Genomic DNA, 15912 nt, shown 5'->3' with positions numbered 1-15912 from the left:
TTTTAATGATGAATCAATACCCGGTGTTCTGTTGAAGGTTTCTATTCGCCAGAATCTCCGAAGTCGGAATGGGGAAGAGGTTGCGGAAAGCTTCGGTCGTGCGGCCTTCTTTCACGCCGCCTTTCCAGGGCCATACACCGTTCTCGGTGAATTGGTTGAAACGAACGAGGTCCGTGCGGCGGTGGCCCTCCCAGTATAGTTCACGAGCGCGCTCGTTGAGGATGAAATCCAGCGTCAGGTTGGCGGCGGACAAGTTGCCTGAGCTATTGTTGTAGGCACGTTCGCGCAGCGCGTTCACATAGTTGAGCGCCGTGCCGAGGTCGCCGCCAGTGCCGCCGCGCAGCACTGCTTCCGCGTACATCAGGTAAGCGTCGGCGAGCCGGAACATCGGATAGTCCGTGTCGGGGTGGTCGAGGTCGAGGCCGGGTGTGCCGTCGGAGGAGACGTTGGTGAATTTCTGCACCGCATAGCCGTCGCTGAAGTTGCTGATGGAATTGATTTCCTTGCTTTGGCCGTTGGTGTAGAAGTTGGCGCGTTCGTCCACGATGCCAGTGGGGTCGGGGAACAGGTCTACCAAGGCGCTGGTGGTGCGAAGGCCAAACCACCCGCCGTTGATGCCATAGTCGGCTGCGTTCATGCTGCCGCCCACGGGTGCGTGCACGAGGTAGGTCATGCCGCCCCAGGTTTGGGTGCTGAGGCCGTCAAACGGAATGGCGAAAATGATTTCCCGCGACAGGTGATTGTCGGTCTTGAACAGGTTGCGCCAGTTGTCTTCCAGCGAGTAGATGCCAGTGTCAATCACTTTCTTGCAAGCGGCGATGCACTCTGTGTTGCGCTCTTCGCCGATGTAAACCCGTGCGTTGAGATATAGCTTTGCTTGCAACATCCACACGGCGGCGCGGTCGGCGCGTCCGTAGTCGTTCTGACCGGGAGCCGCCATTTCGTTTTCGATTGCTTTCAACTCATTGTCAATGAAGTTGAAAATCTCGCGGCGGGTAGCCTGTGGCGGCGGTGCGGAGCCAAAGCCCGATTCCTCTGTGTAGAAAGGGATGTTGCCCACGAGGTCCATGCCATGCCAGTAGCTCAGTGCGCGCAGGAAGCGGGCCTCGGCGCGATAGGCTCTGATGGACTGGCGGGTGGCGTCGCTCACGCCACGGGCGTTGAGTTTGTCGTCGGTTGTCTCGCGCAAAAACTCGTTGGCCATGCTGACTTGGAAAAATATCCGGTAATACATGGCTCGCACGAATTGGTTGGCGGGTGTCCAGGTGTGGTTGTGCAAATCGGGCAGACCCTCGTCGCCCCAACCAATGACCGCCTCGTCGGTGGTCAGTTCCTGCAATTGCCAGTACTGGCGCAAGTAATTGGAAAAGCCTTCGTCGAGGCTGGAGATGTCGGCGTTGCCTGCCGGCCCGGATTGGCCAGTGACGGCCAATCCGGCATAGACGCGGGCGATGAAAGCGCGATAGGCTGACTCGTCTTTGAACAGCACTTCGGCGGTGACCCGGTCGGTTGGCTCTATGTCAAGGTCGGTGCATGCACCGATGGCCAACAATGAAACAATGAGAGAACTTTTTAGCAAAGTTTTCATATCAAGTGAGTTTGTTTTTTTCGTGAAGAAAAATGACTTGGCGGGGCGATTGCCCCCTGTGACGGTCAAAGCCCGAGGCTCATCCCGAACACATAAGCACGCGACCAAGGATAGGGGTTGTTGTCAATGCCTCCGGCCACCTCGGGGTTGAGGCCCGTGTAGCGCGTCCACACGAACGGGTTTTGCGCGGTCACATAGAGGCGGAGCGACGAGCGACCCGGCATCTTGGGCAATGTGTAGCCCAACGTGATGTTGTCCATCCGCAAGAAGGATGCATCCTCGACGTAGAAATCGGAGAAATACTGCGGCCCGTTGAAGTTGGACACCAATGCCGATGTGTGGAGGTTGTTCAAGAAAATATCTCCGCGCTCGTTCACCCGGTTGAAATAACCACCGTTGGAAGCATTGTTGTTGTACACATAGTTGCCTGCGTTGCCGCGCAAAGTGAAAGTCAGGTCAATGCCTTTGAAGTTGAACGAAGAGGTGATACCGATAAGCAGGTCGGCGGCTGGCTTTTTGAATGGGCGCTTGTCGTTGTCGTCCACTTTTCCATCGCCATTCACATCTTCGTACATGTCGGCCAGATTGATGACCCCGTCGTCGTTGTAATCCACCCCATCGGTAAGCGGCTTGCCGTTGGCATCGAATTTTTGCTTGAAAACAAAGAAAGAGTTGACGGGCTGGCCCACTTGCAGGATTTGCACAAAGTTGCCCACGCCGCCGGAGATGCCTCCAGTCAGCACGCCTTGGTCACTGATGCGGTCAATCGCCAGCACTTTGTTTTGGTTGGCAGCGATGTTGAAGCCCAGATTCCACGACAGGTCGCGCTTGTTGAGCACATAGCCATCAAGGGCGAGTTCGATGCCTTTGTTTTCCAGTTCGCCGATGTTGGTCAGGATGCGGTCGGTCAGGTTGGTGCCTGCCGGGATGTTGACGGTGAAAAGCAAATCTTTGGTGCGCTTGTAGTAGTAGTCAATAGAGCCGTTGATGCGACCATTGAGGAAGCCGAAGTCAAGTCCAACGTTGTAGGAAGAAGTCTCTTCCCATTTCAGGTTGGGGTCGTAGCCATTCGGGCGCGCGGTGGTGACGAAGACGGGTTGGCCGTTGTCGAAGCCGAACTGGTAGCGTGCGCGCACGTCGCCGAAGCGGTAAGTGGGCAAGTAGCCAAAGTTGAGGATGTCTTGGTTGCCCGTGATGCCATAGCTCAAGCGGAGCTTCAAATCGGAGAGGGTAGAGCTGATGCCCTGCGCCCAGTCCTCTTGCATGATGCGCCAAGCGAAAGCGGCGGAGGGGAATGTGCCCCAGCGATTGTTGGGGCCGAAACGGGTGGAGCCGTCGCGGCGCACCGTCGCCGTAAACAGATAGCGGTCTTTGAACGAGTAATTGACCCTGCCGAAGAAGGAAATCAGGCGGTTTTGCACCTCGCTAAAGAAGGGGATGGATTGCAGGGCCGAGCCTGCGCCACCCACGCCCAAGCTGTTGGTGGTGAGGTCGAAGGCATCGTAGCCTTGATATTTTTCGATGAAATCCTGATAAGAGTAGCCCCCTGTCACGTCGAAGCGATGGTTTTCGCCAAGTTCCTTGCGGTAGTTCATGTAGTACTCCAACAAGGGGTTGATGCGCGAGAACCCTTCGCTGCGGATGTTGCCGTCGCGGTTGCTGACGATTTTGTTCTGATAAGTCGTCGGTGTGAAAATCTGCTGCTCGCCGTTGGTGGCGTCGTAGCCGAGGTTGATTTTGGCGCTCAGCCCGGGTACCCAGTTTTTGAAAAAATACTCTGCTTCGAGGTTGCCGAGGTTGCGGAATGCCTTGCCTCGGTTTTCAATTTGCGAATAAGCCGACACGGGGTTGCGCGGCGCACCTGAAAAACCATACTCAAAGAACCCACCAAAGGCCGTGTTCGAGGGGTCGTACACAGGTTGCGTGGGGTCGAGCGCCCATGCGGCACCGATTTGGCCGGGGTCGAATTGGTTGGTGGTCAGTGCGCCCTTGGCGTTCACGTTGATATTCAGGCGGTCGTCGAACATCGCCTGATTATAGTTGATGGAGATGCTGGTACGCTCCAGTTCGGAGGTGCGCATCACGCCTTCCAATTGCTGATAGCCTACCGACGCGCGGAACCCAGAATTGGTGCCGCCGTTGGAGAAGCTCAGCGAATGGCTGTGGCCGCCGGCGGTCTGTGTGATTTCGTCGAACCAGTTGGTGTTGGCGTTGCCCAGTTTTTCCAAACGGTTGGGTGCCACGAATGTCACCACGTTGCGGAACTGCTCCGCGTTCAGCACGTTGGGCTTTTCATTAAAAGAGGAGGTCGTGTAATAGCCGTCGTAAGTGAGGCGAGGTCTCGCGCCTTTCTGACCTTTTTTGGTGGTGATGATGATGACCCCGTTGGCTCCCCGCGAACCATAAATGGCCGCCGCTGAGGCATCTTTCAGCACCGTGATGGTCTCGATGTCGGAAGGGTTGAGAAAATTGAGCGGGTTGCGGCCGCCTGCATAGCCGTCATTCTTGAGCGGCACCCCGTCAATGACAAACAAAGGCTCGTTGCTGGCTCCCACCGAGGTGCCTCCCCGAATGCGGATGGAAGCGGCAGCACCCGGCTCGCCGCTGTTGGGGGTGATAGATACCCCCGCCACTTTGCCCGCCAAGAGTTGCTCAGGGTTCACAATGGCGCCGCGGTTGAAACTTTTTTCGCTCACCGCGTTCACCGTTCCTGTGGCATCTTCCTTTTTTACGCTGCCATAACCAATGACCAACACTTCGTCGAGCGCGGTGCCCGGCGACAGCTGGACGTCCATGACATCGGAGGTGCCAATGGCCAGTACTACTTCAGCATAACCAGTGTAGGAATATCTGATTTCGGTCGCGTCGTCGGGCAGGCGAAGTGTGTAGCGCCCGTCAAAATCCGTGATAGCGCCGACGGTTGTACCTTTTACAATAACGCTGGCCCCGATGAGCGCCTCGCCATTGTCGGCATCCGTCACCCTGCCTGTTATTTGCCGCTGACCGAAGAGCGCGCTCCCCGACAGGACAAAGCTCCAAACAAGTGTTAGGAGAAATTTTTTGTTAAAGTGCTTCATACTAACAAAACAAAAGTTGGTGAAAGTGTAAAAATGAGTGTTTGTAAAAATATCTGCTTGACAGTCCGCGGGCACTGTCGCAGCGAACGGCAAAGAAAGGAAACACCTGCGAAATTCTAAGCGTGAACTTTACAATAAGGCCAATTTAGACACAAGTAAAATTTGGGTAGGCGGTGGTTGGTTTCTTTCCTCGTTTATTTTTCTGAGAAAATGCCAAACGGTGTTTTGTTTTAGAAGAATGGGAAGGCGGGTTAACGTGAATTTGGAGATTAGTTCTTTGAGAATCAACTTTGGTAGGGAGCACACTTCCTTAACATGAATCATCCCGAATTTTTGCCCCAGTGGGCCGGGATATGGGCAAAAATTCGGGATGATTCATGTTTCGCGTACCCATGCCCAATAATTTATGGAACAATTGCTGCGAATGAAGCAAGTGATGCGCCAATTCGAATACTGATAGGCTTCATTAACCCCGAACTCGCGTTTATGCATACTTCGTGCCGTCAGGTTTTGGGCATGACAAAAAAATGCATTCTGCTCAAAATCAGGGATAACAATCATGAGCATCTGACAAATCTTAGCGAATCAACGTATAATGCCCCCTAATGACCCCAATGACCCCTCTAATAACCCCTAATAACCCCTAATAACCCCTAATAACCCTCAATAACCCCTCACCAACCTTCCCACACCCACCGCCTTGCCACTCCCATCGCGCAAAATCACCGCGTACGCCCCGGCGGCCAAGCCCCCCAGACCCACCCGCCACGCCGCGCCCGCCGCCGACACCCGCTCCGACCGAACCAGCCGACCCCGAGCGTCGTACATCTCCAGCACCGACGGCATCGCCCCCTCCCACCGCAGCCACGCCCCCTCCCCCGCCGGGTTCGGCCAGATGACCAGCATGGCCACGCCCTCCGCCTCCGTCACGCCCACCAGCGCCTTCACCTCGAACGTCCACGCCGCCTCGCAGCCCCGCGCGTCCGTCACCGTCAGCGCGTAGGTGCCCTCCGACAGCCCCGCAAGAATGGCCTCCATGCTGCCGCCCGGCTCCCACAGGTAGGCGTAGGGCGGCGTGCCGCCCGTCACGCTGTTCACCACGATGCCCCCGTCGGCGCTCTGGGGCGTGGAGGGCCGGGTGACGGTGGCGGCGAACTGCAGGGTGTCCGGCTCGGGGATGTCGAAGGAGAAGGTGGCCGTGCAGCCCCAGCCGTCGGTGACGGTGACGGAGGCCGGGCCGGGGCCGAGGCCCGTGTCCACCGAGTCTGTGGCGCCGGAGGGCGACCACAGGTAGGCGAAGGGGGGCTTCCCGGTGAGCGCCCTGACGGAGAGCATGGCGTCGGCGGCGCCGAAGCAGGAGATGGGCTGGCCGTCCACCTGCAGGGTGGGCGCGGGGGCGGCGGGCACCGTGACGGAGGCCGTCAGGGAGTTTCCCCTGGCGTCGGTGACGGTGAGCAGGTAGTTGCCGGGGGCGAGGCCGGAGAGCGAGTCGCCGGAGAGGGGGCCGGACTGCCACTCGAAGGCGAGGGGCGGGCATTCGCCGACGAGCGGCAGGGCGATGGCGCCGTCGGGCAGGCCCGCGCAGGCGGCCTTGACGTCCGGCGCTGCGGCGAGGGCGAGGGCGGGGGTTTCGTAGGCGCCGATGTCCACCGTGCCGTCCTGGATGCGGGGGTTTCCGGCGAGGTCGGTGGGGATGCTGGCGGCGTGGAGGTTGTTGCCGGCGTTGACGAGGGGCGAGCAGCCCTGGAGGCGGAAGTCGCCCGCGGCGGGGTTGACGAACATGGGGTCGCCGCCGACGATGAGGCCGGGGCCGCACACGAGATTGCTGAAATAAAAGGTGCAGTCAATGTTTCTAAAAAAAGAATGCTCCACCTCGCTGCTTTCCGTCCCGCGCAGAAACAAGTACACCGAATAATCGCTCAGCGAATCGTTGAGCACGGAGTTCCACATCCTGAAATGTTTGCCGGGGCCGCCCAAGGCAGATTCTGGGGGGGGCACATTGTTCGAGAAAACGCAGTTTGCGAGAAACAGGCTGTCGGATGTCCCGTTTGCTCGCGAGATGTAGGTACTGAGTACATAGTTTCCCTCGACGAGCGCGTTCTTTATGGTCGTGTGCTTGTTTGGAGAAACTCTGTAGATGTGGTTAGTTTTGTTGCGACTGAACAACTCGGAAAACGTCTCAATCTTGGAGGCGCTTCCGTAGAGGGCCATATCGCTGATTGCCAAGTTTCCAACGTATCGGTTCTCGCTCATCCGGCAAAAGACATTGTTCCAGCCAATCGAAAGTATCCTGTCCCAGCCCGAGTTGCCGAGGAGCTCGCACCGTGTCACCCGGCACTCCGCCCCCGCCATCCCGAACTGGTCAACAAACACCGCCTGTGTGGGCGTGGGCACCTGCCCGGAAGGGACGAAATAGTTTCCCTCGAAGCGGCACCTGTCCAGCCACAGGGACTTGGTGGGCCTGTCGTTGTGGGGCCACAGCCGCAGGGCGCCCCCGTCGTGCCCGGTGTTGCCCGCGAAGTCGGTGCCGGCGATGACGCAGCGCGCGCCGTCGAGCCGGCCCAGCGACAGGTACGCCCCGCCGCCGCGCGGCGCGTGGTTGCCCTCGAACCGGCAGTCGAGCATGTCCAACTGGTCGGCCCCCTCCGCGTCCGCGTGGTACAGCCCGCCCCCGCGCTGTCCCGCCCGGTTGCCGACGAACGCGCAGCCCTCGTACTCCGTGCCCCGCTCCACCCAGCTGGCCCCGAAGCGGGCCACGCCGCCGCCGCTGTTGAGCGCGACGTTGCCCTCGAAGCGGCAGCCGAGCAGCCGCGGCCCCGCCGAGCCGAACCCCTCGCCGTTGACCATGACGCCGCCGCCAAAGATGCGGGCCGTGTTGCGCTCGAACACGCAGTTGCGGATGTCCGCGTAGGCGTCCCCGTCCTTGCCCTCCACGTACAGCCCGCCGCCGCACTTGCGCCGGTCGCGCGAGGGGGTCACCTCGCTGAAGTCCGCCGTGCCGTGGCGGACGAAAAAGCCGTCGAGCACGGTGCCGCTGTCGGGGTGGTGCATGTACACCACGTTGTAGGAGTTGTCGGTGCTGTCGCCCGCCGCGCCGATGTCGCCGCTCAGCACGGTGGGGCGCGCCTGCCAGTCGCGCTGCGCGAGGTCGGCCTCGGTGCCCGCGAAGCCGCCGTAGAGCGCCACGCCGCTCTTGAGCGTGAAGGAAACAGTGCGGTCGGTGCCGGAGGTAGGCCTGTACTCTCCCTCGGCCACCCACACCTCGTCGCCGGGCTGGGCCGCGGCGAGGGCGGCCTGCAGGTCGGCGTAGGCGTCCGTCCACGACGAGCCGTTGTTCTGCCCGGTGGCCGCGTGGCTGACGTGGAGGCGCTTTTGGGAGCGGGCGGGGCCGAGCGCCCCGAGGAGGAGTATGGAGAGGAGGAGGATGTTTTTCATGAGAATAAAAATTGTGTTCGGTTCGTGTAAGTCATGCAAATCAAGAGTTGGAAAATCCAAAGTGTTGAAAATCATATTTTTAAGCGCCCACGTTTACGAAACTTTTGAAAGTTTCGTAAACGTAAGTCGCTTAAAATGAAGTCAATTCTCTAACCCTTGATTCGCATAAGTCATTGCACATTGAGCATTGGGCATCGAACATTTAAATAAATGCCCAAGGTCGCCCTTGATTCGGGGATGTCTCACGAGTGATGTTTGTTTGACAGGATTGACAAGATTCGCGCCCTTTTTCGGGTAAAAAAACCTGTAAACCTTGTTAATCCTGTCGAAATTTAAACTTGTGGGACGGCCTCGAGTGTCCTGAAAGGGGTTGGCTGGTGGCCGGGCGACGTTGAGCCGCCCGGCCACTACATGCCCAAAAAACACTCACTGCTTCACCAGGTGCCCCTGCGCCGTCTCGCCGTTGGCTTGCACCTGCCAGCGGTACACCCCGGCGGGCAGGCGGGCCAGTTCCGGCAGCGCCACTTCCTGCCCGTCGGCCCCCAGCGCCACGTCGCGCAGCAGCAGGCGGTTGCCAAAAGCGTCGAGCAGCGACACGCGCGCCTTGCCCCCCGACGCGCCGCTCAGCGCGAGCGTCGCCTCGCCGGAGGTGGGGTTGGGCCGGGCGCTCACGCGCAGCGACCCCGCAACCGGCGCGGCAGCCGCCGCGCGCTCGGCGACGGGCGCGGATGCCTGCGTCACGGCGCACTCCGTGTCGTCGGGCAGCCATGCCGCGCAGGGCAGCACCCTCTCGTCGAGCCACAGCGGGAGGCCGCCCTCGGGCAGCGGGCCGAGCGCCTCGAAGGTCAGGTGGAACAGCGTCGCCCCCGGCTCCGCCACCCGCTCCGGCTCGTCGGGGTCGAGCGCGTGCCACAGGGTCCGTATCTCGCCCCCCGACACCCTCGTCAGGCCAAAATGGTCGGCCTGATAGCCCGGCAGGTCGCCTTGAGAGGGGCCCAGCAGGCGCAGCAGCGCCGGGTCGAAGCGAAGCCCCAGTTGAAAGGCCCGCAGCGGCGCGGCGCCCGCGTGCGACACCGCCACCGTCACCGTCTGGCCCGGCTTGGCCGCCGGGCTGCCCCACGCGAGCGGGACGGTGGGGCAGCCCCCCGTCCCCCTGTCAACCCCCATGGCCGTGTGGTTCACGTCGCCCACCTTGACGGCCACGAAGCTCGCCTTGTCGCCGCCCTGCGCGTCGAAACCTGTCCGGCTTTCGGGGAACGGTGTATTTTGAAACGGATTGGCCGGGTTCGGGAAGTCATACGCAGCGTCCACGAAGCGCCAGGCGGTGTTGTTGGGGAACTCGCTGTAGATGCCCAGAATGAGCTTTCGTATTTCCACCACGTCGAAGGTGGTGATAGAGTTCGACATGTTCGCGTCGGCGGCAATCATCTTATACGGGCTGTCCAGGACTTCCAGCCCGAGTATGTGTCTTGATATGAGCACAAGGTCGAAGGTGGTCACGCCGTTGAGGGGGTCGCCGTTTTTGGTGGGGGTGATGACGACGGCTCCCGTCATCTCGTCGCGCCTTTGCTCGAACACGACACCGGGCACGGGGATGCCCCGCTCGTCGGCCGCGCCGGGGGCGGGCTGCGCTTGGGCCATGCTCTTGAGCAGCAGGCAAAAAACAACGGGTGAGAGGGCGGCAAGCCGCCAAATGCGGGGACGGGTGCGGGGATTGCTCATCGGACGAAAAAGTGAGAAAAAATGGTGAAACAAAAACGGACGCGGCGCAAGCCACGGGGGGCGTTCGGGTCACAGGGTGAGATTAAAGCGTGCCGCCCGTCGTGCCGGGCAACGTGGTGGGAGGGGATTAGGCGCGCCAACGTCTTGGCGTGGGCTAATGTAGGGAGGGGCGGCGACGTGGGCAAGGGGGTGGGGGAGATTTAACATACGGGGTGAAAGGGGGGGGGGCTGCGACTCTCCTCACCACTCCCAATCCTTCATGCCTTCCAAAGGCTCTATTTTTACCGTCCGCTTGGTCTCGAGCCGCTCTTTTTGGCGCTCCAACACCAAACGGGCAAGACCCCAGTTAGCTGGTTCTGGCGCATCGGGGCGCATCACGGGGACGATTTTTTTCTCCAGCACATCAAGGCGATAGAGCATGCTCATCAGATACTCTGGCTGGCGTTCAAGCATTTCGGCGATGCGTTCGGCGAGCAGAGCAATCAATTCTTCTTCCGAATCTGGCACCGTCTCCATTTCGAACGGCTCTCTGACGAGCGCCGAGGCTTGTTGAAATAATTTGTCGGTAGGCATCGCTTTGAAAGAAATATGCTGTACTTCGCGCCGTTAGGTTTTGGGCATGGCTGCAATCGCAATCTGCTAAAAATCAAGAACATCAGTCATGTTCATCTAACAAATCCTAGCGAATCAAGGTATAAATGGGGAATGTGCCAGTCAGGACAAGTTCAAATTTCGACACGATTGACAAGGTTTACAGGTTTTTTCCAAAAAAAGGGCGCTAATCCAGTAAATTTTGTCAATCCTATCAACTGCTAGCGCTTGTGAGACATCCTCATTAGCGAATTATCAAACGCTCTCTCTGCGTCGTTCTTTAGCCACTTTCACCCCTCGTGCGGCAAACTCTTCCCTGAGCGCCTCGTGCATGAAGTCAAACGTCTTGATATAGTTTTCGCCCAGCGTCCACCAACCGATTTCGGCCTTCATGTCGTCGCGGCTGAGGCCAGTGATGGCTACTTCCGTATCCATGTCGGCCAATCGCCACGGGCAGCGAGCGGCGGCGGCATCGGCGGCGGCACGGATGGCGGCCACGTCGTTTTCGCTGTCAAGAAGAATAGTGATTTCTACTTGCACGGATTCGCCTTTTGCCGCTTTCTCTATGGGGCCTTCGGTCATTTTGCTGTTGGGGACGATTATCTTCTTTCCGTGTTCGGTGGTCAGCACGGTGCTAAAAATCTGAATTTCCGACACAAACCCCATCGTGTCTTCCACCGTGAGCAAATCGCCCACTTTGTATGGACGAAACAAGAGGATGAGCACGCCGCTGGCGAAATTGCCCAAGCTGCCCTGCAAGGCCAGCCCCACCGAGAATGCCACCGCCGTAAAAACCGCGATGAAGGAGGTCGTCTCGATGCCAACCGTGTCGGCTACCATGAAAATCAAAATGACCTTCATGCCCGTGTCCGCGAGGGAAGTGAAGAAGGGGCGAAGGCTTTCGTCCACATGGCGGCGGCGCAGAAAGGCATCGAAGCCTTGTGTCAAACGTTTGATGACCCAAAAGCCGCCAAACAGCAACGCAAAAGCGGTAAGCACTTTGGGGCCAAAGGTCCAGCCCAGGTCAATCAGTTGGTCGAGGTACGTTTTTTCCTCCATATTCGTTTATTGGCCTGTTTTTAAAAGTAAAAACTATGTGGAACGCCCCCGCGAAAAGGGGCTTTTGGCGAAAACGCAGCAAAGGTTGGCAAATAGCCGGATTTGAATTGCGAATTTTGCCCTGAAAAAAATGGGCTTGTATTTTCGACCGACTGACGGGTTCTGCCAGAAATCTTTTTTGACAGGACTGACATGATTTGCAAGATTGATGCTGTTGTTACCCAAATCCTGTCAAGTACCTTTCGGCACGTTCGGAACATGCACCCGCAAAGAAATTTTGCCCCCTCAACCACCTATCAATCTCAAAAAAGCACACACATCAACAAATCAGACTGCATCCATGCGAAGCCTTTTCTCTGCGGCGTTGCTCGCCGCTCTTGCGCTCTTCCTGAGCTGCACCCCCAAAACCGGCACTTCCACCGCTACCACGCCCACCCAGCCATCGCCGCCCACCGAATGGAACGACATGGGCAAACCGTTGGTCGGCGAGGATGAGGAAGAAGAACCGGAAGAATATACCTTCATGGAGGGTGCCGACGTGTATCCCGATGATGAATACCATTCGGACACCTTGCCGCCCTACAACCCCTCGCACACCCGCGAACACGACCTGATTCACACGAAAATCGAGATTTCGTTCGACTGGCCAAAAAAACGCGCCAACGGCAAGGCCACGCTCACCATGCGCCCGTGGTTTTACGCTACCGACAAAGTGACGCTCGACGCGAAAAACTTCGACATCCATTCGGTCTCTTTCGACGGCAAGGCCGAACAACTCAAATACGACTACAACAACGAGCAGATTACCATCCATCTTGGCAAGACTTTCACGCGCAACGACGAGTTCAAAGTCACCATCGCCTACACCGCCAAACCCGACGAGCGCGAATCGTTCGGCGGGAGCGCCGCCATCACAAGCGACAAGGGGCTTTATTTCATCAACGCGGATGGCGCCGACAAGGACAAGCCAATGCAAATCTGGACACAAGGCGAGACCGAGAGCAACTCCTTCTGGTTCCCAACGGTGGACAAGCCCAACGAGCGCTGCACCCAAGAGATGTACATCACCGTGGAGGACAAATTCAAGACCCTATCGAACGGCCTGCTCGTTTCCTCCAAAAAGAACCCCGACGGCACACGCACCGATTATTGGAAAATGGACAAGCCCCACGCGCCATACTTGTTTATGATGGCTATTGGAGAGTTTGCGGTGGTGAAAGACAAATGGCGCAACATTCCGCTGGAATACTATGTGGAGCCAAAATACGAACAGCATGCCCGCGATATTTTCCCTTACACCCCCGAAATGCTGGAGTTTTTCTCCACAAAGCTCAACTACACCTACCCCTGGCAAAAATACTCGCAGGTGGTGGTGCGCGACTATGTGAGCGGCGCCATGGAAAACACCACCGCCGTCATTTTTGGGGAGTTCATGCAGAAAACCAAGCGCGAACTCATGGACCAGCATCTGACCAACGAAAAAGTGGTGGCGCATGAAATGTTTCACCATTGGTTTGGCGACTTGGTGACGACCGAGAGCTGGGCCAACCTGACCCTCAACGAGGGATTTGCCAACTACTCCGAGTACCTGTGGCTCGAACACAAATACGGGCGCGACGAGGCCGACTACCACGAAATGCAGGAGCAGCAAGGCTATATTTTCTCGGCAGCAGGCGGCGGGCACCCGCTCATCCATTTTGGCTACGAAAACCGCGAGGATATGTTCGACGCTCATTCCTACAACAAGGGAGGCGCCGCGCTCCACATGCTGCGCCACCAAGTCGGCGACGACGCTTTTTTCACCGCGCTCAATTTTTATTTGAAAAAACACGAATACCGCAGCGTGGAAGCCCACGAACTGCGACTTGCCTTCGAGGAAGTGACTGGCCAAGACCTCAACTGGTTCTTCAACCAATGGTTTTTCAGCGCGGGACACCCCGTGCTCGACATCACCTATGGTTGGGATGAGGCGACCAAGAAAGCCAGCGTCACCATCGCCCAAAACCAAGGGGGCGACAATGTGCCGCACATTTTCGACTTGCCTTTGGCGGTGGATATTTACGACGCATCGGGAAAAGCCCGCCGCGAGCATATCCGCGTCACCAAGCGCAGCCAGACTTTCTACTTCGATGCGCCGACCAAACCAGCCCTCATCAACACCGACGCAAAAAAAACGCTGCTCTGCGTCAAGGACGACCAACACACGCCGGAGGAGTTCGCGTTCATGTATCGCCACGCGCCGCTGTTGCGTGACCGCTACGAAGCAATAGAGTACCTGCGGAACAAAAAAACCGACCTCGCCAAACAGGTGATGAAAGAGGCGCTGCTCGATAAATTCCACGCTATCCGGCAAATGGCCCTCAACCGCGTGGATGAACGCGACCTCGCCCCTCCAGCGGACAACGGCGCGGGCCAACGGACGGACAAGACCATATTGGAAACGGTGGCAAAGATGGCCGAAAACGACCCCGAGCACGAGGTGCGCGCAGCTGCCATCAAGATGCTGGGGGAGACGGGCGACAAGGCCTATATCCCCATCATCCAAAAAGGCTTGGCCAACAACCAGCCTTACAGCGTCGTCGGCGCTTCGCTCGACGCGCTCTCCAAACTCGACCCCAAGGCCGCCGTGGCCGCCTCCAAATCCCTTGAAGGCGACGAAAGCGGAGCCCTTTCGGGCATTCTCGCGGAGCTTTACGCACAAAACCCCGACCGCGCCAACTTGCCATTTTTTGAGAAAAAAATTGGCACGGCGGACTACATGGCAGCCTTCTCGTTCTTCAACAATTATCAGAAATTCCTGCTCGGCCTCGGCGACATGGGGGCGTTGGATGCAGGGGTGGAAAAAATCAAAGCGGTGTCGCTCAATCCGAACACCAGCGAGTTCCGCCGTTTCTCTGCCACCAAGGCCATTTTCGACCTTCGCTCGGGTTTGAAAGAAAAAGGCGACGCGGCAAGGGTGGAAGCGCTGGGCAAACTCATCAAGGAAATCAAGGAGAAGGAGACCGACGCTACGCTGAAGCTGTATTACGATATGTTTGACACGCCGTGAGGCCAAGGCCACACTACTGGAGGTTATTTTTGTGCTGCAAAGACTCAAAGGCACAAAACGCGGTAAATCAATGCGTACTTTTTGCGTTGCGTCTTTGTGACTTCGTGGCAAATTTGAAAATGTCCAATAGTGTAGGCAAAGGCAACGCAAGGGAGGGACTGAAATGAGGTTCGGAAAATGTGTGCTATTCAGGCCGCGATTTCAAATCGCCGCCTGAACAAGCGCCTCAGTTCATAGATGAGCGGAAATATCAACGCCTAATCCACATCGAGCAAGATATACCCAGATTGAAGAGGAGTTGAACCTGCCCGTTGGCAAGGCAGGGATGCCTTGATTGATTTGTATGGTTTTCAAAGGATTGCAAGCGTCGTTCGTTCAAAATCACCTTGTCAGACCATGTACTCAGGGGCTTGCCCGGCCAAGTGAAGCGGACGGGGCTGAATTGCGTTGACTATAACGCTCGTGACAATCACGGGGCACCCTCTACCCCTAGGGCAAGCGCATCAAAATGGCACAAACCTCGGAGAGGTCAAATGTTGGTAGAAACGCCCCATTTTCGCGGTATGTACGACCCCGGAGGGGTCGAATGTGGGTGACCTATTAGCTCCTATGGACATTTGACCTCTACGAGGCCGTGATAATTATCACAAAAACACGTCATTTTTACCCATGTCAAACCTCTCCGAGGTCGGTTGTATTTTGATGCGTTTGCCCTGCCCTCTACCCCCCCGCCAACTTCCCAATCTCTTCCTCCGTCATTCGCAGGCGTTCCCTGCAAAAACGAATCAGCTCGGCGGCGCGAGCGATTTTGGCCGTCAGTTCGTCAATGCCCACCGTTTCGTCCTGTAGGTCGCGGACGATTTGCTGCAGCTCGGCAAACGCCGACGCGTAGGTGAGTGGTTCGGGTTGCTTTTTCATGTCGTTGGTGTCTCAAAAGCCAACATCAATCGTCGTTGGGCGAGCTCATTCCTCAAACCACACTTTTGAGCGGTTGTCCGCATCGCCATTGTAGTTGATAAAAATCTCTTCACCAGCGGCGATGTCTTTTATGCAGTAAAAATCAATCGTTTGCGCTTCGAAGTCCATGCCGTATTCGGCATTTGGTTCGTAGGAGTGGTTGTAGAGCGAGCCATAGCCCAGGCAAAACGCAAACCACTCGCCTTGCTCCCCCCAGTCGAAATAGTAATCGTCCAACACCGTCTTGCGCACATATTCCAATTCTGTTTTTGGGAACAGGATAATCGGACAGACTTCAATCACCTCGCCTGCTTCAATGTCGCGGGCGGCAAAAACACCCTGACCATGCACGTCGGAGTGGGCTACGAATATGGGACCTTGTTGGACGCTCATAGAGTGGCGGGTTGATTTGGAAGGGTGTGTTCGCGCATTAT

General features: G+C 57.6%; 10 protein-coding genes. 2 read left to right on the top strand and 8 right to left on the bottom strand.

Going from position 1 to position 15912, the window contains the following annotated elements:
- Positions 1 to 13: 13 nt before the first annotated feature.
- The 3 genes from KIS77_16585 to KIS77_16575 form a co-directional block, all read right to left on the bottom strand.
- Entirely contained in the window at positions 14 to 1588 is a 1575-nt protein-coding gene (locus KIS77_16585; protein MCW5923961.1) for a RagB/SusD family nutrient uptake outer membrane protein, read from the bottom strand.
- Between the two features lie 65 nt (positions 1589 to 1653).
- A complete protein-coding gene (locus KIS77_16580; protein ID MCW5923960.1) occupies positions 1654 to 4665 on the bottom strand; it encodes a TonB-dependent receptor in 3012 nt (1003 codons plus the stop codon).
- 663 nt (positions 4666 to 5328) lie between these two features.
- Positions 5329 to 7059 (bottom strand): SprB repeat-containing protein, encoded by a 1731-nt coding sequence (locus tag KIS77_16575; protein ID MCW5923959.1) that lies wholly within the window; start codon positions 7057 to 7059, stop codon positions 5329 to 5331.
- Positions 7060 to 7665: 606 nt separating this feature from the next.
- Here KIS77_16575 and KIS77_16570 point away from each other — a divergent pair.
- Positions 7666 to 8130, top strand: a complete 465-nt coding sequence (locus KIS77_16570) for a hypothetical protein (GenBank protein MCW5923958.1) — start codon at positions 7666 to 7668, stop codon at positions 8128 to 8130.
- 396 nt (positions 8131 to 8526) lie between these two features.
- Here the strand turns inward: KIS77_16570 and KIS77_16565 are convergent, their stop codons facing one another.
- From KIS77_16565 to KIS77_16555, 3 genes are all read right to left on the bottom strand, one after another.
- Entirely contained in the window at positions 8527 to 9822 is a 1296-nt protein-coding gene (locus tag KIS77_16565; GenBank protein MCW5923957.1) for a hypothetical protein, read from the bottom strand.
- 240 nt (positions 9823 to 10062) lie between these two features.
- On the bottom strand, positions 10063 to 10395 hold the full coding sequence (locus KIS77_16560) for a hypothetical protein (GenBank protein MCW5923956.1): 333 nt from the start codon (positions 10393 to 10395) through the stop codon (positions 10063 to 10065).
- A gap of 273 nt (positions 10396 to 10668) precedes the next feature.
- Entirely contained in the window at positions 10669 to 11472 is an 804-nt protein-coding gene (locus tag KIS77_16555) for a mechanosensitive ion channel (GenBank protein MCW5923955.1), read from the bottom strand.
- A gap of 340 nt (positions 11473 to 11812) precedes the next feature.
- Here KIS77_16555 and KIS77_16550 point away from each other — a divergent pair, with 340 nt between their 5' ends.
- Positions 11813 to 14521 carry a HEAT repeat domain-containing protein gene (locus KIS77_16550; GenBank protein ID MCW5923954.1) on the top strand — a complete coding sequence of 903 codons (2709 nt, stop codon included), beginning with the start codon at positions 11813 to 11815 and terminating at the stop codon, positions 14519 to 14521.
- Between the two features lie 720 nt (positions 14522 to 15241).
- On the opposite strand, the gene xseB is transcribed toward KIS77_16550, so the two are convergent.
- Entirely contained in the window at positions 15242 to 15439 is a 198-nt protein-coding gene (xseB, locus tag KIS77_16545) for an exodeoxyribonuclease VII small subunit (protein ID MCW5923953.1), read from the bottom strand.
- 45 nt (positions 15440 to 15484) lie between these two features.
- On the bottom strand, positions 15485 to 15871 hold the full coding sequence (locus KIS77_16540) for an SET domain-containing protein-lysine N-methyltransferase (GenBank protein MCW5923952.1): 387 nt from the start codon (positions 15869 to 15871) through the stop codon (positions 15485 to 15487).
- Positions 15872 to 15912: the final 41 nt, after the last annotated feature.

The sequence above is a fragment of the Saprospiraceae bacterium genome, assembly GCA_026129545.1.
Taxonomy (GTDB): Bacteria; Bacteroidota; Bacteroidia; order Chitinophagales; family Saprospiraceae; genus M3007.
Note: the sequence above shows the minus strand (reverse complement) of the source record. Positions and strands in the feature narration are given on the sequence as shown.

What these genes read in the sequence shown, in the direction of transcription:
- KIS77_16585 (MCW5923961.1), bottom strand. Translation starts at nt 1,588, where the DNA reads ATGAAAACTTTGCTAAAAAGTTCTCTCATTGTTTCATTGTTGGCCATC.
- KIS77_16580 (MCW5923960.1), bottom strand. Translation starts at nt 4,665, where the DNA reads ATGAAGCACTTTAACAAAAAATTTCTCCTAACACTTGTTTGGAGCTTT.
- KIS77_16565 (MCW5923957.1), bottom strand. Translation starts at nt 9,822, where the DNA reads ATGAGCAATCCCCGCACCCGTCCCCGCATTTGGCGGCTTGCCGCCCTC.
- KIS77_16560 (MCW5923956.1), bottom strand. Translation starts at nt 10,395, where the DNA reads ATGCCTACCGACAAATTATTTCAACAAGCCTCGGCGCTCGTCAGAGAG.
- KIS77_16555 (MCW5923955.1), bottom strand. Translation starts at nt 11,472, where the DNA reads ATGGAGGAAAAAACGTACCTCGACCAACTGATTGACCTGGGCTGGACC.
- KIS77_16550 (MCW5923954.1), top strand. Translation starts at nt 11,813, where the DNA reads ATGCGAAGCCTTTTCTCTGCGGCGTTGCTCGCCGCTCTTGCGCTCTTC.
- xseB (MCW5923953.1), bottom strand. Translation starts at nt 15,439, where the DNA reads ATGAAAAAGCAACCCGAACCACTCACCTACGCGTCGGCGTTTGCCGAG.
- KIS77_16540 (MCW5923952.1), bottom strand. Translation starts at nt 15,871, where the DNA reads ATGAGCGTCCAACAAGGTCCCATATTCGTAGCCCACTCCGACGTGCAT.